Here is a 20,211-nt window from a genome sequence, read left to right as displayed (position 1 = left end):
CGTTGACGCCACGGTCCGCTTCACGGCGGGCCGTGGCGGCTACGCTGGAACCCATGCAAGCAGGGAGAACTCAACCCATGCAGAAAGCTTTCATGAAATCGCTACCGCTGCGCCTTGCCCTGGCCGCACTGGTCCTGGGCAGTGCCACGCAGCTGGCGGCCAAGCCGCTGGTGGTATGCACCGAAGCCAGCCCGGAAGGGTTCGACGTGGTCCAGTACACCACTGGGGTCACCTTCGATGCCACCGCAGAAACGCTGTTCAACCGCCTGGTCGACTTCAAGCCCGGTACCACTGACGTGCAGCCAGCCCTGGCCGAACGCTGGGACATTTCGGCAGATGGCCTGACCTACACCTTCCACCTGCGCCAGGGAGTGAAGTTCCACACCACTGACTACTTCACCCCCACCCGGGACTTCAACGCCGACGACGTGCTGTGGAGCTTGCGGCGCCAGCTCGACCCGGCCCACCCGTGGCATGGCAAGACCAGTGTCGGCTACCCGTACTTCGAAAGCATGTCCTTCAGCCGCCTGCTCAAGTCGGTGGAAAAGATCGACGAGCACACCGTGGTGATCACCCTGGCCCGCCCCGAATCGCCGTTCCTGCGTGACATGGCAATGGCCTTTACCTCGATCTACTCCGCCGAATACGGCGACCAGTTGCTCAAGGCCGGTAACACCGCCCAATTGAACAGCAAGCCGATCGGCACCGGCCCGTTCATCTTCCAGCGCTACAACAAGGACGCCCAGGTCCGCTTCAAGGCCAACCCCGACTACTTCCGCGGCAAGCCGCCAGCCGAGAGCCTGGTATTCGCCATCAGTACCGACAGCAACGTGCGCTTGCAGAAGCTGCGCGCCAACGAATGCCAGGTCGCCGTGTACCCCAAACCGGAGGACGTGCCGTCGATCAAGGCCGACCCCAGGCTCAAGGTGGCCGAGACCGAAGCGCTGGTCACCGGCTATATCGCCATGAATACCCAGCACAAGTACCTCAGCGACGTGCGCGTGCGTAAAGCCATCAACATGGCCTTCGACCGGCAGAGCCATGTTGACCAGCTGTTTGGCAAAGGCAACGCGCTAGTGGGCGTGAACCCGTACCCGCCGACCATGATCGGCTACAACACCAGCAACCAGAACCCACCCCGCGACCTCGACAAGGCGCGTGCCTTGCTCAAGGAAGCTGGCGTACCGGAAGGCGCAGTGATCACGTTGTTCACCCGTAACGGCGGCGGCATGACCAACCCCAACCCGCGCCTGTCCGCCGAAATGCTGCAGGCCGACCTGAAACAGATCGGCCTGAAGCTGGACATTCGCGTGATGGAGTGGGCCGAAATGCTGCGCCGGGCGAAAAAGGGCGAAGCCGACCTGGTGTCCACCGGCTGGGCAGGTGACAACGCCGACCCGGACAACTTCCTTACCCCGCTGCTGAGCTGCGAAGCGGCAAAAAACGGCGAGAACTACGCGCGCTGGTGCAACTCGAAATTCCAGGACCTGATTACCCAGGCCCGCGAGGTGATCGACAACGACGAACGCGCAAGGCTCTATAGCGAGGCATTGAAAGTGTACGATGACGACCAACCCTGGATCAGCATGGCCCACCCGAAGGTGTTCACGGCCATGCGTGACAACGTGGAGGGCTACGTGATCAGCCCTCTGACCAACAACAACTTCGCCACCACCAAGGTGAAGTAGAACAACAACGACCGCCGGCAACCCTCACGGGGACCGGCGGCACTGCCGTCGCGCGCTGTTGGCCGCACGGCCTGATGAGGTAACCCCGACAATGTTGAGTTTTATTGCCCGGCGCCTTGGCCTGCTGATACCGACCTTTTTCGGCATCACCTTGCTCACCTTCGCGCTTATACGCCTGATCCCCGGCGACCCGGTGGAAGTGATGATGGGCGAGCGCAGGGTCGACCCCGAAATGCATGCCCAGGCCATGGAGCGCCTGGGCCTGAACAAGCCGCTGCCGGTCCAGTACCTGGACTACGTCGGCAAGCTGGCCCACGGTGACCTGGGTGAATCGCTGCGCACCCGCGAAAGCGTGTGGACCGAGTTCCTCACCCTGTTCCCCGCTACCCTCGAACTGGCCCTGGCCGCCCTGCTGTTCGCCGGCGTCGTCGGCCTGCTGGCCGGGGTGATCGCCGCGCTCAAGCGTGGCTCGCTGTTCGACCATGGGGTGATGGGCATATCGCTGGCCGGCTACTCGATGCCGATCTTCTGGTGGGGCCTGATCCTGATCATGTTCTTCTCGGTCAGCCTGGGCTGGACCCCGGTGTCCGGGCGCATCGACCTGCTCTACGACATCGAGCCGAAGACCGGCTTCATGCTCATCGACACCCTGCTCAGCGACGAAGAAGGCGCGTTCAAGGACGCGGTGATGCACCTGATCCTGCCGGCCATCGTGCTCGGTACCATCCCGCTGGCGGTGATCGCCCGCATGACCCGCTCGTCGATGCTCGAAGTGCTGCGCGAGGACTATATCCGCACCGCCCGCGCCAAGGGCCTGTCGCCAGCCCGCGTGGTGTTCGTGCACGGCCTGCGCAACGCGCTGATCCCGGTTCTGACCGTATTCGGCCTGCAGGTCGGCACGCTGCTGGCGGGGGCGGTGCTGACCGAAACCATCTTTTCATGGCCGGGCATCGGCAAGTGGCTGATCGAAGCCATCGGCGCCCGCGACTACCCCGTGGTCCAGAACGGCATCCTGTTGATCGCCTGCCTGGTAATCCTGGTCAACTTCGTCGTGGACATTCTCTACGGCCTGGCCAACCCACGCATCCGTCATCAGCGCTGAGGCCCTTGCCATGACTAGCCCGATTGCAAAACCTGTGGCGCCGGCCAGCCCGGTGGACCACAGCCTGCTCTATCCTTCGCCGTACAAAGAGTTCTGGCAAGCCTTCGCGCGCAACAAGGGCGCGGTAATGGGCCTGGCCTTCATGTGCCTGGTGGTGTTCTGCGCACTGTTCGCACCCTGGGTCGCCCCGCATGACCCGAGCGAGCAATACCGCGACTTCCTGCTGACCCCGCCGGTGTGGCTCGAAGGCGGCACCTGGCAGTTCATCCTCGGTACCGACGAACTGGGCCGCGACCTGCTTTCGCGGTTGATCCAGGGCGCGCGGCTGTCGTTGCTGATCGGCCTGTCGTCGGTGGTGATGTCGCTGATCCCGGGCATCCTGCTGGGCCTGCTGGCCGGCTTTTTCCCGCAAATTCTCGGGCCGTCGATCATGCGCCTGATGGACGTGATGCTGGCCCTGCCGTCGTTGCTGCTGGCCGTGGCCATCGTCGCCATCCTCGGCCCAGGCCTGATCAACACGGTGATTGCCATCGCCATCGTTTCGCTGCCCTCCTACGTGCGCCTGACCCGCGCTGCGGTGATGGGCGAACTGAACCGCGACTACGTCACCGCCGCGCGCCTGGCCGGTGCCGGGCTGCCGCGGCTGATGTTCGTCACCGTGCTGCCCAACTGCATGGCGCCGCTGATCGTGCAGGCCACCTTGAGCTTTTCTTCGGCGATTCTGGATGCCGCCGCCCTGGGCTTCCTGGGCCTGGGCGTACAACCGCCAACCCCCGAGTGGGGCACCATGCTGGCGTCGGCCCGTGACTACATCGAGCGCGCCTGGTGGGTGGTGAGCCTGCCGGGCATCACCATTCTGCTCAGTGTGCTGGCAATCAACCTGATGGGCGACGGCCTGCGCGATGCGCTGGACCCGAAACTCAAGAACGCCGCCTGAGGAGAACGCCATGTCACTGTTGCAGATCAATAACCTCAACGTGCGCTTCGGCGACGCCAACGCAGTACCGGTGGTCGACGGCCTGGACCTGGTGGTGGACGCCGGCGAGATCCTGGCCATCGTCGGCGAGTCCGGTTCGGGTAAATCGGTGACCATGATGGCCCTGATGGGGCTGATCGACGCGCCGGGGCGCATTACCGCCGATGCCCTCAACTTCGACGGCACCGACATGCTCAAGCTCAGCGGCCGGCAGCGGCGCAAAGTGGTGGGCAAGGACATCGCGATGGTCTTCCAGGACCCGATGACCGCGCTCAACCCCAGCTATACGGTGGGCTTCCAGATCGAGGAAGTGCTGCGCCAGCACCTTGGCCTGAAAGGCAAGGCGGCGCGCCAACGGGCCCTGGAGCTGTTGAAAAAGGTGGAAATCCCGGCTGCGGAAAGCCGCCTGGATGCCTACCCGCACCAACTGTCCGGCGGCATGAGCCAACGTGTGGCCATTGCCATGGCAATTGCCGGCGAGCCCAAGCTGCTGATCGCTGACGAGCCCACTACCGCGCTCGACGTGACCATCCAGGCCCAGATCATGGAACTGCTGGTCAACTTGCAGAAAGAACGCAACATGGCGCTGATCCTGATCACCCATGACCTCGCCGTAGTTGCCGAAACGGCCAGGCGAGTGTGCGTGATGTACGCCGGCCAGGCCGTGGAAGTCGGCCAGGTACCCGAGCTGTTCGATGTGCCCGCCCACCCCTACAGCGAAGCCTTGCTGGCGGCGATCCCCGAGCACAGCATCGGCGCCGAACGCCTGGCCACCCTGCCCGGCATCGTCCCCGGCCGCTACGACCGCCCGGTCGGTTGCCTGCTGTCGCCGCGCTGTCCGTATGTGCAGGACAACTGCCGAAACCAGCGCCCGTCCCTCGACCCCAAGGCGCATAGCCTGGTGCGTTGCTTCTACCCGCTGAACCAGGAGGTGGCGTGATGGCCGTCGTTCTATCCGCCCGGGCGCTGACCCGGCATTACCAAGTGTCCCGCGGGCTGTTCAAGGGCCATGCCCTGGTTCAGGCGCTGAATGGCGTGTCGTTCGAGCTGGAAGCTGGCAAGACCCTGGCGGTGGTCGGCGAGTCCGGCTGCGGCAAGTCGACCCTGGCGCGTGCCCTGACCCTGATCGAAGAGCCATCGTCGGGCTCGTTGCAGATCGCCGGCACCGAGGTGACAGGCGCCAGCAAGGCCGAACGCAAGCAACTGCGCCGTGATGTGCAGATGGTGTTCCAGAGCCCCTATGCCTCGCTCAACCCGCGGCAGAAGATTGGTGACCAACTGGCCGAGCCACTGCTGATCAACACCTCGCTGAGCAAGGCCGAACGGCGCGAGAAGGTGCAGAAGATGATGGAACAGGTCGGCCTGCGGCCCGAGCACTACCAGCGCTACCCGCACATGTTTTCCGGTGGCCAGCGCCAGCGTATCGCCCTGGCCAGGGCGATGATGCTGCAGCCCAAGGTGCTGGTGGCGGACGAACCGACCTCGGCGCTGGACGTGTCGATCCAGGCCCAGGTGCTGAACCTGTTCATGGACCTGCAGAAGGAGTTCAACACCGCCTACGTGTTCATCTCGCACAACCTGGCGGTAGTGCGGCATGTGGCTGACCAGGTGCTGGTGATGTACCTGGGGCGGCCGGCGGAGATGGGGCCCAAGGCGGATATCTACGAGAAGCCGCTGCATCCCTATACCCAGGCGCTGCTGTCGGCCACGCCGGCTATTCATCCGGACCCACTCAAACCAAAGATACGCATTGTTGGCGAGCTGCCCAACCCGTTGAATCCGCCGGATGGCTGTGCGTTTCACAAGCGCTGCCCGTATGCGACCGAGCGGTGCGCCAAGGAGGTGCCGGCGCTGCGACAGGTCAGTACCCGGCAGGTAGCGTGCCACTATGCCGAGCAGTTTCTTTGATCGTTGATTAAGGGCGGGCCGCTTTGCGGCCCATCGCCGGCAAGCCAGGCTCCCACAAGTACGGCGCAGGGCGTGAATTCGATGCGGTCTGGGTGGGAGCTGGCTTGCCGGCGATTGGCCGCAAAGCGGCCCCGGCTATTTCAATGCATGAACAACCAGATCAGGATGATCACCGGGATCGGCACCCCGATCATCCACAGCAATATCGAGCGCATGGCCTGTCTCCTTGTCGAGCGCCAAAGCAAAGGGCGGCATAAGCCGCCCCTCGATTCAGTGCATGAACAGTGCAATCAGGATAATCACGGGAATCGGTACCCCGATCATCCACAACAGTATCGAGCGCATGGCAGTTCTCCTTGCTTAACGTTGAATGGTCCGGTGAGCGACGTAGTCACCTTCAAGCCACTGCACGCGGTCACGTTGACGGCCACCGTACAGCGCCGCGACGCTGGCGAAGAACGCGCCGCACAGCAGTGCGACAAAGGTCCACAGCGCCGTCCAGGCGGCAACCTTGGCAGCGGTGTCGGCCGCTTGCTTGGCGTCGGTCTTCAGCTGCTGTACCTGGGCCATCACCTGGTCGACACGTGCCTCTGCTTCGGCCTGGCTCAGGCGGGTACGCTGCGCCACCAGTTGCGCCAGGTAGGCGCGATCTTCGGCAGGCAATGCCTGGTCACTGGCAATCCCTTTGGCCAGGATGCGTGCGGCTACACCGTTGGCGGCATCGTCGCTGACCGGTGCCGGGCCATCGCCACGGAACAGGCTGTCGACGAAGTAACCCGTCGAGTCATTATTGCTACCCGCCGCTGCTGCACCACCTGCTGCTACCGACATGGTCGCGGCCTGTGACGCGGCACTGGCACCGGCACCTACCAGGTTGCCAGCTGCACCCAGTACCAGCATCGCCGCTACCAGCGTTGCTACAGCCCAGGACAGGAAGCCATGTGCGGTATCGCGGAAATACACCTCGTCACCGTGCAGGTTGGCCCATTTCACCCGCAGCCGACCGGCAATGTAGCCGCCCAGCCCTGAGGCGATGATCTGCGTCAGCAGCAGCCAGACAATGGTGGAGACGCCCAGGGCCTTGGCACTTGCACCCTCATCAGCCCAGGGCGAAGTGGCCGCAAAGCCAAGGCCCGCACCCAGTACCACAAGGATGAGAGACAAGGCTGCAGCAGTAGCGGCGCCAGCGAAGATAGCCGCCCAGGAAACCCCTGAGCGGCTTTGGGTATCGACAACGGGGTAGTCGGCAGAGGTGATCATGATGTTTGGCCCTATGTTGTTAGCGAGAAATCCATTCGCGCAGTAACCATTGCAGCAGCCATGCCATTTGTGACAAAAAATGACCATCATTAAAATCAATGACTTAGTGAAATATGCTGTTTCAGAACCGTGCAAAATGCGCGAGAGGCGCTCAGGCATCAGGTGTTCTGCATTCTTGGGTCAATTGACGATCTGGGGTTCAGCGCCGGATCAATTCGCTGTCGACGCTCTACAAGTGCCCCGCCACCACACCGGCAGTGCCGCCTGCAGGCGGGTCGTGGCGACCTCGTTGCGGAGTTCAGGGAGTGTTTGATGAAGTGAACTGAAATGGGGCCGCGTTGCGGCCCCATTTCAGTTATCAGTGATGTTCGCGGGTAGCGCGGAACTTGACGTCCGGCCAGCGCTCTTCCATCAGTGCCAGGTTGACCCGGGTCGGGGCCAGGTAGGTCAGGTGCCCGCCACCGTCGATGGCCAGGTTTTCCATGGCCTTGGTCTGGAATTCCTCGAGCTTCTTCTTGTCGTCGCAGCTGATCCAGCGCGCCGACCAGACGGTGATCGGCTCGTAGGCGCATTCCACCTTGTACTCTTCCTTAAGGCGGCTGGCGACCACGTCGAACTGCAGCACACCCACCGCACCCAGGATGATGTCGTTGCTGCGCTCCGGGAAGAACACCTGCGTTGCACCCTCTTCGGCCAACTGCTGCAGGCCCTGGCGCAACTGCTTGGATTTCAGCGGGTCCTTCAGGCGTACGCGGCGGAACAGTTCCGGGGCAAAGTGCGGGATACCGGTGAAGCCCAGCGCCTCGCCTTCGGTGAAGGTGTCGCCGATCTGGATGGTGCCGTGGTTGTGCAGGCCGATGATGTCACCGGCAAACGCCTCTTCCAGTTGCTCACGCTCGGAGGAGAAGAAGGTCAGTGCATCGCCGATGCGCAAGTCTTTGCCGGTACGCACATGACGCATCTTCATGCCCTTCTCGTACTTGCCCGAGCAAATGCGCATGAAGGCGATACGGTCGCGGTGCTTCGGGTCCATGTTCGCCTGGATCTTGAACACGAAGCCGGTGAACTTCTCTTCCACCGGCTCCACGGTGCGCTCGTGGGCGACACGGGCCAGCGGGCGCGGCGCCCAGTCGACAACCGCGTCGAGCACATGGTCTACGCCGAAGTTGCCCAGTGCGGTACCGAAGAACACCGGGGTCAGCTGGCCGTTGATGAACTCGTCCTGATCGAACTCATGGCAGGCGCCCTGGACCAGTTCGAGCTGTTCGAGGAAACGATCATATTCGTCCCCCAGGTGCGCACGGGCTTCATCGGAGTCGAGCTTCTCGATGATCTTCACCTCGGTACGCTCATGGCCGTGGCCCGGGGTGTAGACAATGATGTAGTCACCGCGCAGGTGGTACACGCCCTTGAAGTCGCGGTAGCAACCGATCGGCCAGGTGATTGGCGCGGCCTTGATCTTGAGCACGGCTTCGATTTCGTCGAGCAGTTCGATCGGGTCGCGGATATCACGGTCGAGTTTGTTGATGAAGCTGACGATGGGCGTGTCGCGCAGGCGGCACACGTCCATCAGGGCGATGGTCCGCGGCTCTACACCTTTACCGCCGTCGAGCACCATCAGCGCCGAGTCCACCGCGGTCAGGGTGCGGTAGGTGTCTTCCGAGAAGTCTTCGTGGCCGGGGGTGTCGAGCAGGTTGATCATGTGCTCCCGGTACGGGAACTGCATCACCGAGGTGGTGATGGAGATGCCGCGCTGCTTCTCCATTTCCATCCAGTCGGAGGTGGCGTGGCGGTCGGACTTGCGCGACTTCACGGTACCGGCGACGGCAATGGCCTTGCCCATCAGCAACAGCTTCTCGGTGATGGTGGTCTTACCGGCGTCGGGGTGGGAAATGATTGCGAAAGTGCGGCGCTTCGCGACTTCGGCGGCCTGGTTGGTCATGGGAAATCGCCTGACTGGGGGATTTTAAAAGGGGCGATATCATACCTGAAGTTGGGCGGGGACCAAAATTTGCTGAACAGGCGGCGCTTGGTACGGCCCTTTCGTGGGTGAATAGGCCGGCCCTGCCACAACAAATTTTCCAGGCAATTGCTTTATCACGGCAAATGGCCACAGGGTAGTTGTTTCAACGCCCGCAGCACATTAACCCACTGTTTTTTCTCGCCATAATTACGCACACCCAGTGATTAACGCTGGCCAAATGCCGCTTCAAGTGGGAACCTTTGCGCCCACGGAGACGTCCACTCCCCTGCAACCCGCTTCGCTTGGGGATTGGTTTTACTGGCATTTTCGGGCCCGACGGGGTTCGGCTCATGGCTTGATTCGCAGCCTTCGGCCTGCGTCACGCTGCTACTCGCGAACACACCACCCGCCGCCAACCATGGCCGGCTTCAAAGAAGTGTGCTCGCCGACAACACAAGGAGTCCGCCTGTGGCTAAACGCTACGGTAAAGGGCTGTTGGGATGGGCCGCCGTGCTCGTCATCCTGGCCCTGCTGATCCACTGGATCGGCATCGACACGATCGCGCGTTATCGCGACGATCTTGGGTTCTACCTGCAAGCGCACCTGATACTGGTGCTGGCTTCGATGGCGGCGGCGTTGGCCGTGGGCATCCCCGCCGGCATTGCGCTCAGTCGACCGCACCGGGTCGACAAAGCCGAGCGCTTCATGCAGTTCTTCAACGTTGGCAACACCATTCCCCCTCTGGCCGTTCTGGCCATCGCCCTCAGTATCCTGGGCATCGGCGCCGGGCCTGCGATCTTCGCGCTGTTCCTCGCCTCCCTCCTGCCCATCGTGCGCAACACCTACGAGGGCCTCAAAAACGTCCCCGCCTCGCTCAAGGAAGCCGCCACCGGCATCGGCATGACCCCGCGCCAGCAACTCTGGCAAGTGGAGCTACCGAACGCCGTGCCGATCATTGTCGGCGGGGTGCGCGTGGCCCTGGCGCTGAACGTGGGTACCGCGCCACTGGCTTTCCTGATCGGGGCCAACAGCCTGGGCAGCCTGATCTTTCCCGGCATCGGCCTGAACAACCAGCCACAGCTGCTGCTGGGTGCCGCCTGCACCGCATTGCTGGCCCTGGTGCTGGATGCTGCGGTGAGTTTCTCCAGCAAGCGCTGGCTGGAACGTGGCCTGGCCCAATAAAGATAGGGAACGTATGAAGAAGAGAATCGCCTTGCTGCTGGGCGCGGCCCTGCTGTTTGCAGGATTTGCCCAGGCGGCGGACAAACCGCTGATCCGTATCGGCGCGCGGGTGTTCACCGAACAGACCGTGCTAGCCGAAATCACTGCGCAGTACCTGCGCGCCAATGGCTTTGACGTGCGCGTCACCACCGGCCTTGGCAGCAACATTGCCCGCCAGGCCCAGGAAACCGGCCAGCTCGACCTGATGTGGGAATACACCGGCGTGTCGCTGGTGTCGTACAACCATATCGACGAGCGCATGCCCAGTGCCGCAGCCACCTTCGCCCGGGTAAAGGCGCTGGATGCAAAAAAGGACCTGATCTGGCTGAGCCCGTCGAAGTTCAGCAACACCTACGCGCTGGGTTTGCCCAAGCAAGTGGCCGAAGCCTATCCGCAGATCAATACCATCAGCGACCTCAACCTGGTACTGCGTGACGAAAGCGAGCGCACCCACCTGGTGGCACTGGACACCGAGTTCGCCAACCGCCCCGACGGCCTGGTCGGGCTGCGCGAGATGTACCGACTGCCGCTGGACCGGCGCAATATCCGCCAGATGGACGGCGGCCTGGTGTACACCGCCATGCGCAACAACCAGGTATTCGCCGGGCTGGTCTACACCACCGACGGCCGCCTGAGCGCGTTCAACCTGAAACTGCTGGAAGACGACAAGCACTACTTCCCCGACTACACCGCCGCGCCGGTGGTACGCAAAGCCGTGCTCGATGCCAACCCGCAACTGGTCGGCCTGCTCAAGCCTCTGGCCGAGCTGCTGGATGACGAAACCATGCGCCAGCTGAACGCCCAGGTCGACGTCGAGCACCAGAACCCCACCGCCGTGGCTGCCGCCTTCCTGCGAGAGCACCCACTGCACAGCGAGGGCCAGCCATGAACCTGATCGACACTTTCAACCACCTGGACTGGGCGCAGGTGCTGCAGCTGACCTGGCAGCACATCATGCTGGTCGGCGTCGCCGTCAGCCTGGCGATTCTGGTCGGCGTGCCGCTGGGCATCCTGATGACACGCTTCCCGGCCGTCGCCGGCCCGCTGCAGGCCAGCGCCACGGTGCTGCTGACCATTCCGTCCATCGCCCTGTTCGGCCTGCTGCTGCCGTTCTATTCAAAGTTCGGCCAGGGCCTTGGCCCACTGCCGGCGATCACTGCGGTGTTCCTGTACTCGCTGCTGCCGATCATGCGCAACACCTACCTGGCCCTGACCAACGTCGAACCCGGCATCCGTGAAGCGGCGCGCGGCATCGGCATGACCTTCGGCCAGCGCCTGCGCATGGTCGAACTGCCCATCGCAGTGCCGGTGATTCTTGCCGGTGTGCGCACTGCCGTGGTCATGAACATCGGCGTCATGACCATTGCCGCCACCATCGGCGCCGGCGGCCTGGGCGTGCTCATCCTCACCTCCATCAGCCGCAGCGACATGTCGATGCTGCTGGTCGGCGCCGTACTGGTCAGCCTGCTGGCGATCATCGCCGACCTGCTGCTGCAAACCCTGCAACGTGCCCTGACTCCAGAAGGACTGCGCTCATGATCGAACTGAAAAACCTCAGCAAGACCTTCAACGCCAACGGCAAGGACGTCAAAGCCGTCGACTCGGTGAACCTCACCGTCAACGAAGGCGAAATCTGTGTGTTTCTCGGCCCGTCGGGCTGCGGTAAAAGCACCACGTTGAAAATGATCAACCGCCTGATCAAACCTACCTCCGGCCAGGTGTTCATCAACGGCGAGGACACCACCGGGCTGGATGAGGTCACCCTGCGCCGCCATATCGGCTATGTGATCCAGCAGATCGGCCTGTTCCCCAACATGACCATCGAGGAGAACATCACCGTGGTACCGCGCCTGCTCGGCTGGGACAAGCAGAAGTGCCACGACCGCGCCCGCGAGCTGATGCACATGATCAAGCTCGAACCCAAACAGTACCTGCAGCGCTACCCGCGCGAGCTTTCCGGCGGCCAGCAGCAGCGTATCGGCGTGATCCGCGCCCTGGCAGCGGACGCGCCGGTGCTGCTGATGGACGAACCGTTCGGCGCGGTCGACCCGATCAACCGCGAGATGATCCAGAACGAGTTCTTCGAGATGCAACGGGCATTGAACAAGACCGTGATCATGGTCAGCCACGATATCGACGAGGCGATCAAGCTGGGTGACAAGATTGCCATCTTCCGCGCGGGCAAGCTGTTGCAGCTGGACCACCCGGACACCTTGCTGGCGCACCCGGTGGACGACTTTGTCAGCAATTTTGTCGGCCAGGACAGCACCCTCAAGCGCCTGTTGCTGGTGCGTGCCGAAGATGCAGCGGACAACGCGCCGTCGGTAAGCCCGGGGACGCCGGTGAGCGATGCGGTGGAACTGCTGGACGAGCACGACCGCCGCTATGTGGTAGTGACCGATGGGCAGAACAAGGCGCTGGGCTACGTGCGCCGGCGTGACATGCATCGCCAGCAAGGTACGTGTGGCGACTTCCTGCGCCAGTTCAATGCCACGGCCTCGCATGATGAGCATCTGCGCATCCTGCTGTCGCGCATGTACGAGTTCAACCGGGCCTGGTTGCCGGTGCTGGATGCCGAGCAGGTGTTCCTGGGTGAAGTGACCCAGGAGTCGATTGCGGCTTACCTGAGCTCGGGGCGCTCGCGTGGGGCCAAGACCAGCATTGTTTCGCCAGCCGAGGCGGTCGCGTCCTGATCCGAGAGCCTCTTCGCGGGTAAACCCGCTCCCACAGGGTAGGTGCAGAAGCCAAGACTTGCACCGGACCTGTGGGAGCGGGCTCACCCGCGAAGCAGGCGACGCGGTATCAGAACCCTACACTGGCCTGCACATAGAAGGTCCGCGGCTCACCCACATAGATGCCGGCATTGTTGTCGCTGGAGCGAGTGAAGTACTGTTTGTCGAACAGGTTCTTCACCCCCGCCGCCAGCTTCAGGTTGGACATCTGCGGCCCGAACTCATACCCGCCCCGGGCATGCCAGGTCACGTACCCCGGAATATCGCCATACTGCCCATCGGCACCAGGCTCGGTGATGTAGTCGCCGTTGAAGCTGCCGTCGGCGTTGATCCCGGTACCTGGCGCGCGCTGCTTCGACTGGGCGTAGGCATCCAGGTTCCAGGTCCAGCGGTTGACCGCGTAACGCACTCCGGCAGTAGCCACCTGGCGTGAATAGAACGGCAAGTCACGGCCCTTGAAGCCCGGGATCTCCCCTTCATAGGTGGCGCGGGTGAAGGTATAACCGCCGCTCACCGACAGCCCGTCAAGGCGCGGGTCCAGCCCGGCCAGGTCATAGCGCACTGACGCCTCGATACCCTGGTGCCTGGTGGCGCCAAGGTTGGTCCAGCCCACGTCATTGCTGATGTATTGCAACTCGTCATCAAAGTCGATGTAGAACGCTGTCAGTTCACCGGCAAACCCGCCATCGTCATAGCGCGTACCCACTTCATACGTCTTGGCTTTTTCCGGCTCCAGGCCATTGGCCGTGCTGTCGCCCGCACCACCCTGCCCCAGCTGGAAGTACTGCAGGCTGCCAAACGAGGTCTCGTAGTTGGCGAACACCTTCCACGCATCGGAGATGTGGTACATCACGCTGAGCGCCGGCAACGGCTCGTTGCTGGTGATGCTGCGGTTTTTCTCCGGCACCGGGCGGTTGTTGGCGTCCAGCACCGAGCGGTCGCGCCAGTCGGTGTTGATGTGCTCGAAGCGGATGCCCGGGGTGATCGTCCAGTTGCCCACGTCGATCTTGTCGTCGATGTAGTAGGCGCTGGCCTCGGTGCCGCCGCTGCGGTCCTGGAACACGTGACCATCGGACGTCGGGGTGGGGGTCGGCACATTGTCGATCAGCGCAAGGCGGGTCGACTGCTCGCGCATGGCTTCCTTGAGGTAGCGGTAGCCCACGCTGACTTCCTGGGTGGTCGGCCCGGCGAAGAAGATGCGCGACAGGCGTGGCTCGATGGCGAAGGTGTGGTAGTTGCGCGGGTATGACGACAGGGTTTTCATGTCGCGCGCGGCGATGGTGCTGCCGCGAAAGCTGTCGGTGTAGTACGTCAGCACCTCGAACTGGGTAGCGTCGTCGAGCTGGCGCTGCCACTTGAACGATACGTCCTTGCGCCGGCCGGCGAAGTAGTCGTAGTCGCGCAGCGACTGGTACGGGTTGCTGTCGTACTGGGCCTGGGTCAGCCCGCCGGGCATGTCGGCGCGGCCATCGTAATAATGAAAGTTGAGCCAGAACTCGTCGACATCGGTGGGCGCCCAGTGGGTCTTGAGGATGACGTCGTCGATGTCGTTGCCGTTGTTGCTCTCGCGGTAGCCGTTGCCATTCACCCCGGTGTAGAGCAGCGCAACGCCCATGCCGTTGTCTGCAGTGCCGCCGACGAACGCTGACTCGGTGTGCTTCCAGCCGCCGTGTTGGGAGGTTTCCAGGGTGGTGGACAGTTCGGCTGAGGCTTTCTCCGGGATCGCCCGGGTGACGAAGTTGATCACCCCGCCGACGTTCTGCGGGCCATAGCGCACCGAGCCTGCGCCGCGAACCACATCAATGCTGTCGAGGTTGCCGGATGAAATCGGCGCCATCGACAACTGCGGCTGGCCGTAAGGCGCAAAGGCCGCCGGAATGCCATCGATCAGTACCGTGGAGCGCGGCGACAACCGCGAGGTCAGGCCACGCACACCGACGTTCAACGACAGGTCGCTGCCGCCGGTGCCGTTGGAATCCTGTACCTGCACGCCAGGGATGCCGCGCAACACGTCGCGCACATTCATCGCGCCCTTCTCCACCATCGCCTCGCGGCGCACCACGGTGCGTGCGCCGGGGTGGTTCTGCACCACGCTCTGCTGGGCCTCACCCAGCCAGTCACCCACCACCTTGATGTCGGTGGGCGCCAGCTCCAGGCTGCCGCCGCCGAGGGCGTCAGCGGCCTGGGCCGGCTTGACCACCACCGTGCCCTGGGACATCTCGTAGGTCAGGCCGCTGCCTTGCAGCAACTGCTGCAGCGCCTGCTCGGGGGCCAGCCGGCCAGACACGGCCGGGGCCTGCTTGCCGGCAACCAGGTCGGGGCTGAAGAACAGCTGCAGGTTGGTCTGCTGGCCAAGCTGGTTCAGCGCCGAAGCCAATGGCTGGGCCTGGATCTGGATGGTGCCGGCCGCCGCTGCGGACTGGCTGTGGACGGCCACGGCACTGACTGCCAAGGCCAGCGCCAAGGCACGGAAGCGTGGGAAGGGCTTGTTATTGTTCACGTCGTCGAAACTTCCTGGAATGCGGGATAAACGCCAACCGCATGCAAATGTAAATGCTTGGCAGTTGCAGCTAGCGGGGAAGACGAACGAGCGGAAAAAAACCTGAATCTATTTCGCGATTATTTCTCGCGACCCGTCTTCATGGGCCTTGATGGCCACCGGCAGGATGCTCGGCAAGGCCCGCAGCAAGGCGTCGGTATCGTCGGTGCTGAAGGTGCTGGAAAGCCGCAACTGGGCGACTTTGCCGGGGGCGATCCATATCGGCTGGCTGCGATAGCGCGATGCTTCGGCCACCACCTCGGCGAGGGTGGCGTTGTCGAACACCAGCTTGCCCTGGCGCCAGGCGGTCACGGCATTGGTGTTGACCGTATAGGGTGCGGCCACCACGCCTTTTGCATCTATATATGAGCCCAGGCCAGCAGTCAGTCGCGCCAGCGAAGCGCCCTGGCCCTGCACCCGCACCGAGCCCTGCTCCACTGCCACGCGGGTAGCGGCCGGGTCGAGGCGTACATCAAAGCGGGTACCGGTGACGGTCACGCTGCCCTGGGCAGTGTCCACCACGAATGGCCGGCTGCTGTCGTGGGCGACGGTGAACATCACCTCGCCGGCACTCAGCCGGACATGCCGCTGGCCGGCGCTGAAATCGACCTGCAACTGCGTGCTGCCGTTGAGTTCGAGGTGCGAGCCGTCCGGCAATTCGACCTGGCGGCGCTCATTGAAGGCAGTCTGCAGGGTGTCTTGGTGATTCAGTTGCTGGTAGTGCCAGGCGCTCCAGCCCAGCCCCAATGCCAATACCGCCACACTAGCGGCCAACGCCTGGCGCAATAAACGCCGGCGCGGCAGCTGCTGCACCGGGTCCGGCTGGCATAGGGCCTCGAGGCGCTGACGAGGTATGAGGTCGGCGGCCTGCCAGACGCGGCTGAGATGGTCGAATTCTTCGCGGTGGCGCGCGTCGCTCTCCAACCAGGCACGTAACTGCTTCTGCAGCGCGGTATCACCGGGCGCGTCCTGCACGCGAACGAACCATGCGGCCGCCTGCTCGCGGACGGTATCGGTACCGGTACCGGGCTGTTTCATCGAAAAGGCCTCCTGACTCATCATGCCGACACATCCAGGTGCTCACGCAGATGCCGGAGCGTGCGGATCATATACTTTTCGACCATGTTCTTGCTCAACCCCATGCGCTGGGCAATCTCGGCCTGGGTCAGGCCTTCGAGCTTCTGCCAGATGAACACCTGCCGGCAGTTGAGCGGCAGCTCGGCCAGCGCCCGCTCGACGCTGTCGGCCAGTTCCAGTGCATGCACGTAAGCCTCCGGGTCGCTACTGCCGACAGCGCCGGCGTCGAACGCGTCCAGCTCAACTGCCTGGCGCCGGTCTTCGCGGCGAAAGCCGTCCACCGCAATGTTGCGGGCCGTCTGGTGCAGGTAGGCACGCGGCTGCTCAACCTGCTCACGCGGGTTTTCCAGCACCCGGACAAAGGCGTCATGGGTGAGGTCTTCGGCCTGCTGGCGATTGCGCAACTTGCGCGTCCAGGTGCCGATCAGCTCATGGTAATGGTCGAAGAAGCCTTTGTGTCCGGACACGATCAGGGCCGTCAGGGAGGCAGATAAGGGTGCGAATAGTAATGGTTCTCATAAAAACCGGCAATTCCGCCAGTCGGTAACAAAAAATTTATGACGGATTTCATGCACGGTCGTACAAAAAAATGTGGCCATAAATATGAACACCTGTGGCCATTTGGCGGGTGAACCTGCTGCCACTTCAATAGCGAAAACCCTGCGGGGGCGGGTTTACCCGCGCAGGGGTCAACGCGGTCCATTCCACAATTATTTACGCTTGAAACATCCCGGGGAACATCAGCCGGTCACACGAGTCGGTTATTCAAATGGCGGGTCGTCGATCCACGCCGATCGCGCCCGGATTGCCTGTTGATTCTGCATTCTTCACGCCCTAAAGTGCGCGCCGAACGTCCATGCTGGAAACGATCCATCCGGCTCAAGTACTGAGTAGGCGAACCAAAGTGGGGATACGGAGGACGTTCAGTTTGCAGCCACTTAAATTTACCGTTTGCCCATGGAGTCCCTGAGCATGTCGATCCAGGTTGAAGACTATTTCGCGCGTGACACCTTCCAGAAAATGAAGGCGTTCGCCGACAAGCAGGAAACCCCGTTCGTGGTCATCGACACCCAGATGATCAGCCAGGCCTACGACGACCTGCGCGCCGGTTTCGAATTCGCCAAGGTCTACTACGCGGTCAAGGCCAACCCGGCCGTTGAAATCATCGACCTGCTCAAAGAGAAAGGTTCGAGCTTCGACATCGCCTCGATCTACGAGCTGGACAAGGTGCTGGACCGCGGCGTCAGCGCCGACCGCATCAGCTACGGCAACACCATCAAGAAGTCCAAGGACATCCGCTACTTCTACGAGAAGGGCGTGCGCCTGTTCTCCACCGACTCGGAAGCCGACCTGCGCAACATCGCCAAGGCCGCGCCGGGCTCGAAAGTGTACGTGCGTATCCTGACCGAAGGTTCCACCACTGCCGACTGGCCGCTGTCCCGTAAATTCGGCTGCCAGACCGACATGGCCATGGACCTGCTGATCCTCGCCCGCGACCTGGGCCTGGTGCCTTACGGCATTTCCTTCCATGTGGGTTCGCAGCAGCGCGACATCAGCGTATGGGACGCAGCCATCGCCAAGGTCAAAGTGATTTTCGAGCGCCTGAAGGAAGAAGACGGCATCGAGCTGAAGCTGATCAACATGGGTGGCGGCTTCCCGGCCAACTACATCACCCGCACCAACAGCCTGGAAACCTACGCCGAAGAGATCATCCGCTTCCTGAAGGAAGATTTCGGTGACGACCTGCCGGAAATCATTCTGGAGCCAGGCCGCTCGCTGATTGCCAACGCCGGCATTCTGGTCAGCGAAGTAGTGTTGGTTGCACGCAAGTCGCGCACCGCCGTCGAGCGCTGGATCTACACCGACGTGGGCAAGTTCTCCGGCCTGATCGAAACCATGGATGAAGCCATCAAGTTCCCGATCTGGACCGAGAAGAAAGGCGAAACCGAAGAAGTGGTCATCGCCGGCCCGACCTGCGACAGCGCCGACATCATGTACGAAAACTACAAGTACGGCCTGCCGCTGAACCTGGCCATCGGTGACCGCCTGTACTGGCTGTCGACCGGTGCCTACACCACCAGCTACAGCGCAGTGGAATTCAACGGCTTCCCGCCGCTGAAGTCGTTCTACCTGTAATGCATAACGGGGCCGCGAGGCCCCGTTTTTGTTTATGTGCTGCCTGTGCTGGCCTCACTCCCCGCGCCGGTCAATCTCTTCGGCGTAGCGAGCCGCAAAGGCCATCAACACCGGCCCGGCCCCCTGCAAGGTGAACAATGCACTGCGCAGGAAATTCATGTTGCCCTCGACACAGGCCTGTTCCATCCAGCGCCCCGCCTCGGCCAGCTCACCGCGCTCGACCAGCACCAGCGCCAGGCTGAACATGCCGCGAAAATCCCCCGCCTCGGCCGAACGCCGGTACCAGCGCACCGCCCGCGCCGGGCTGGGTGCCGTGGCGATGCCTTGCTCAAGGTAGCGCCCGTACAGGTTCATCGACTTGGCATGGCCCTGCTGGGCAGCCTTCTCGTAACACATCAGCGCCTGCGCCTGGTTGGCCGGTACGCCACGCCCGGTTGCCAGCAGGTTGGCAAGGTTGTACAGGCCCCAGTCCAGGCCGGCATCTGCCGCCCGGGCATAGTGAATGGCGGCCTGGGACAGGTTCACCTCACCGCCCCAGCCATGCTCCAGGCAACGCCCGAGCATGTTGTGCGCCATGGCACTGCCGCCCTGTGCAGCAATGCCGAACCAGCGGCGGGCGACCCCGGCATCCGCCTCGATACCGCGCCCGTCGAGCAGGATCTGACCCAGCAGCGACTGCGCCTCGATCACGCCCTGCCCGGCTGCGGCGAGGATCGCCTGGGCAGCCTTGCCGGGGCTTTCTTCGAGCATGGCCTGCAAGCCAGCCACATCCACCACTTCTTCACGTCGTAACAGGTAGGACACGGTTCAGACCTCGGCCCAGCGGCGCAGCAGGTTGTGGTAGGTGCCGGTCAATTGCAGCAGCGAAGGGTGATCCGGCACATCGGCGGTCAGTTGCTGGATGGCGTTGTCCATCTCGAACAGCAGCGCCCGCTGGCTGTCCTCGCGCACCAGGCTCTGGGTCCAGAAGAACGCAGCATAGCGTTGCCCGCGGGTCACCGGGTTGACCTTGTGCAGGCTGGTGCCGGGGTACAGCACCAGGTCTCCGGCAGCCAGCTTGATCTGCTGCACGCCATAGGTGTCCTGGATCACCAGCTCGCCGCCGTCATAGCTGTCCGGGTCACTGAGGAACAGCGTGGAAGACAGGTCGGTGCGCACCCGTTCGGCGCTGCCCTTGGGCTGGCGCAAGGCGTTGTCGATGTGGAAACCGAAGTTGCCGCCTTCGCGGTAGCAGTTGATCAACGGCGGGAACACCTTGTGCGGCAAAGCCGCCGACATGAAGCGCGGGGTTTTCCACAGACGGTCGATCAGCGCAGTGCCTATCTCCTTGGCCAGCGGGTGGCCCTCCGGCAACTGCAGGTTGTGCTTGGCCTTGGCCGACTGATAGCCAGCCGTGATCTTGCCGTCGGCCCAGTCGGTCTGCTCCAGCGCCTCGCGGATACGGGCCAGTTCATCAGCCTCGAACAGGCCGGGGATGTGCAGCAGCATGTCGGAGTACCGTCAGGAAATCCAAAGGAGTCAATGATATTGATTCCCTTTTGCACTTCACAAGCCCCATTCGCCGCTTAAGACGTTTCAGCTTGATGAAACCGTAAAGGCAAATTGTAAA

At 62.8% G+C, this 20,211-nt stretch carries 17 protein-coding genes; 10 read left to right on the top strand and 7 right to left on the bottom strand.

Annotated features, from left to right (window positions below; genetic code table 11):
* Nucleotides 1-77: 77 nt before the first annotated feature.
* From AC5O5R_RS04410 to AC5O5R_RS04390, 5 genes are all read left to right on the top strand, one after another.
* Entirely contained in the window at nt 78-1,688 is a 1,611-nt protein-coding gene (locus AC5O5R_RS04410; protein ID WP_172218983.1) for an ABC transporter substrate-binding protein, read from the top strand.
* Between the two features lie 91 nt (nt 1,689-1,779).
* Nucleotides 1,780-2,790 (top strand): ABC transporter permease subunit, encoded by a 1,011-nt coding sequence (locus AC5O5R_RS04405; RefSeq protein WP_027920247.1) that lies wholly within the window; start codon nt 1,780-1,782, stop codon nt 2,788-2,790.
* A gap of 10 nt (nt 2,791-2,800) precedes the next feature.
* On the top strand, nt 2,801-3,727 hold the full coding sequence (locus AC5O5R_RS04400; RefSeq protein ID WP_172218981.1) for an ABC transporter permease subunit: 927 nt from the start codon (nt 2,801-2,803) through the stop codon (nt 3,725-3,727).
* A 10-nt stretch (nt 3,728-3,737) separates the two neighbouring features.
* On the top strand, nt 3,738-4,706 hold the full coding sequence (locus AC5O5R_RS04395; protein ID WP_172218979.1) for an ABC transporter ATP-binding protein: 969 nt from the start codon (nt 3,738-3,740) through the stop codon (nt 4,704-4,706).
* Entirely contained in the window at nt 4,706-5,674 is a 969-nt protein-coding gene (locus AC5O5R_RS04390; protein ID WP_172218977.1) for a peptide ABC transporter ATP-binding protein, read from the top strand. Before AC5O5R_RS04395 ends, AC5O5R_RS04390 begins: the two co-directional genes overlap by 1 nt.
* A gap of 360 nt (nt 5,675-6,034) precedes the next feature.
* Here AC5O5R_RS04390 and AC5O5R_RS04385 read toward each other — a convergent pair whose 3' ends face one another.
* The gene (locus AC5O5R_RS04385) at nt 6,035-6,934 is read right to left on the bottom strand and encodes a hypothetical protein (RefSeq protein WP_494515002.1); all 900 of its coding nucleotides are present in this window, start codon (nt 6,932-6,934) and stop codon (nt 6,035-6,037) included.
* Between the two features lie 358 nt (nt 6,935-7,292).
* On the bottom strand, nt 7,293-8,876 hold the full coding sequence (locus AC5O5R_RS04380; protein ID WP_172218973.1) for a peptide chain release factor 3: 1,584 nt from the start codon (nt 8,874-8,876) through the stop codon (nt 7,293-7,295).
* 489 nt (nt 8,877-9,365) lie between these two features.
* On the opposite strand from AC5O5R_RS04380, the gene AC5O5R_RS04375 reads away from it, so the two are divergent.
* Genes AC5O5R_RS04375 through AC5O5R_RS04360 form a run of 4 tightly spaced genes read left to right on the top strand, consistent with a single transcriptional unit; the run spans nt 9,366 to nt 12,811 of the window.
* On the top strand, nt 9,366-10,079 hold the full coding sequence (locus tag AC5O5R_RS04375; protein ID WP_172218971.1) for an ABC transporter permease: 714 nt from the start codon (nt 9,366-9,368) through the stop codon (nt 10,077-10,079).
* 13 nt (nt 10,080-10,092) lie between these two features.
* On the top strand, nt 10,093-11,007 hold the full coding sequence (locus AC5O5R_RS04370) for a glycine betaine ABC transporter substrate-binding protein (protein WP_172218969.1): 915 nt from the start codon (nt 10,093-10,095) through the stop codon (nt 11,005-11,007).
* Nucleotides 11,004-11,657: an ABC transporter permease gene (locus AC5O5R_RS04365; protein WP_172218967.1), complete on the top strand. Its 654-nt coding sequence runs from the start codon at nt 11,004-11,006 to the stop codon at nt 11,655-11,657. The genes AC5O5R_RS04370 and AC5O5R_RS04365 overlap by 4 nt, the downstream gene beginning before the upstream one ends.
* Nucleotides 11,654-12,811, top strand: coding sequence for an osmoprotectant ABC transporter ATP-binding protein OsmV (locus AC5O5R_RS04360; protein ID WP_172218965.1), 1,158 nt, complete (start codon nt 11,654-11,656; stop codon nt 12,809-12,811). Before AC5O5R_RS04365 ends, AC5O5R_RS04360 begins: the two co-directional genes overlap by 4 nt.
* A gap of 109 nt (nt 12,812-12,920) precedes the next feature.
* Here the strand turns inward: AC5O5R_RS04360 and AC5O5R_RS04355 are convergent, their stop codons facing one another.
* From AC5O5R_RS04355 to AC5O5R_RS04345, 3 genes are all read right to left on the bottom strand, one after another.
* Nucleotides 12,921-15,350 (bottom strand): TonB-dependent siderophore receptor, encoded by a 2,430-nt coding sequence (locus AC5O5R_RS04355; protein WP_172218964.1) that lies wholly within the window; start codon nt 15,348-15,350, stop codon nt 12,921-12,923.
* Between the two features lie 108 nt (nt 15,351-15,458).
* Nucleotides 15,459-16,427 carry a FecR family protein gene (locus AC5O5R_RS04350; RefSeq protein ID WP_172218962.1) on the bottom strand — a complete coding sequence of 323 codons (969 nt, stop codon included), beginning with the start codon at nt 16,425-16,427 and terminating at the stop codon, nt 15,459-15,461.
* Between the two features lie 20 nt (nt 16,428-16,447).
* Nucleotides 16,448-16,933 carry a sigma-70 family RNA polymerase sigma factor gene (locus AC5O5R_RS04345; RefSeq protein ID WP_172218959.1) on the bottom strand — a complete coding sequence of 162 codons (486 nt, stop codon included), beginning with the start codon at nt 16,931-16,933 and terminating at the stop codon, nt 16,448-16,450.
* 505 nt (nt 16,934-17,438) lie between these two features.
* Between AC5O5R_RS04345 and AC5O5R_RS04340 the strand changes: the two genes are divergently transcribed.
* A complete protein-coding gene (locus tag AC5O5R_RS04340) occupies nt 17,439-18,602 on the top strand; it encodes a type III PLP-dependent enzyme (RefSeq protein WP_172218957.1) in 1,164 nt (387 codons plus the stop codon).
* A gap of 54 nt (nt 18,603-18,656) precedes the next feature.
* Here the strand turns inward: AC5O5R_RS04340 and AC5O5R_RS04335 are convergent, their stop codons facing one another.
* Both AC5O5R_RS04335 and AC5O5R_RS04330 read right to left on the bottom strand, forming a co-directional pair.
* Nucleotides 18,657-19,406, bottom strand: a complete 750-nt coding sequence (locus tag AC5O5R_RS04335; protein ID WP_172287689.1) for a tetratricopeptide repeat protein — start codon at nt 19,404-19,406, stop codon at nt 18,657-18,659.
* 3 nt (nt 19,407-19,409) lie between these two features.
* Nucleotides 19,410-20,090 (bottom strand): Fe2+-dependent dioxygenase, encoded by a 681-nt coding sequence (locus AC5O5R_RS04330; RefSeq protein ID WP_172218953.1) that lies wholly within the window; start codon nt 20,088-20,090, stop codon nt 19,410-19,412.
* Between the last annotated feature and the right edge of the window lie 121 nt (nt 20,091-20,211).

The organism is Pseudomonas sp. 8_5_2 (assembly GCF_059295255.1).
The sequence above is the reverse complement of the archived record's forward strand: the minus strand, read 5'-3'. Positions and strand labels throughout refer to the sequence as shown.

Coding starts and splice junctions, on each gene's coding strand:
- AC5O5R_RS04405 (WP_027920247.1), top strand. CDS start 1,780: ATGTTGAGTTTTATTGCCCGGCGCCTTGGCCTGCTGATACCGACCTTT.
- AC5O5R_RS04365 (WP_172218967.1), top strand. CDS start 11,004: ATGAACCTGATCGACACTTTCAACCACCTGGACTGGGCGCAGGTGCTG.
- AC5O5R_RS04400 (WP_172218981.1), top strand. CDS start 2,801: ATGACTAGCCCGATTGCAAAACCTGTGGCGCCGGCCAGCCCGGTGGAC.
- AC5O5R_RS04380 (WP_172218973.1), bottom strand. CDS start 8,876: ATGACCAACCAGGCCGCCGAAGTCGCGAAGCGCCGCACTTTCGCAATC.
- AC5O5R_RS04385 (WP_494515002.1), bottom strand. CDS start 6,934: ATGATCACCTCTGCCGACTACCCCGTTGTCGATACCCAAAGCCGCTCA.
- AC5O5R_RS04410 (WP_172218983.1), top strand. CDS start 78: ATGCAGAAAGCTTTCATGAAATCGCTACCGCTGCGCCTTGCCCTGGCC.
- AC5O5R_RS04370 (WP_172218969.1), top strand. CDS start 10,093: ATGAAGAAGAGAATCGCCTTGCTGCTGGGCGCGGCCCTGCTGTTTGCA.
- AC5O5R_RS04350 (WP_172218962.1), bottom strand. CDS start 16,427: ATGAAACAGCCCGGTACCGGTACCGATACCGTCCGCGAGCAGGCGGCC.
- AC5O5R_RS04330 (WP_172218953.1), bottom strand. CDS start 20,090: ATGCTGCTGCACATCCCCGGCCTGTTCGAGGCTGATGAACTGGCCCGT.
- AC5O5R_RS04340 (WP_172218957.1), top strand. CDS start 17,439: ATGTCGATCCAGGTTGAAGACTATTTCGCGCGTGACACCTTCCAGAAA.
- AC5O5R_RS04395 (WP_172218979.1), top strand. CDS start 3,738: ATGTCACTGTTGCAGATCAATAACCTCAACGTGCGCTTCGGCGACGCC.
- AC5O5R_RS04390 (WP_172218977.1), top strand. CDS start 4,706: ATGGCCGTCGTTCTATCCGCCCGGGCGCTGACCCGGCATTACCAAGTG.
- AC5O5R_RS04360 (WP_172218965.1), top strand. CDS start 11,654: ATGATCGAACTGAAAAACCTCAGCAAGACCTTCAACGCCAACGGCAAG.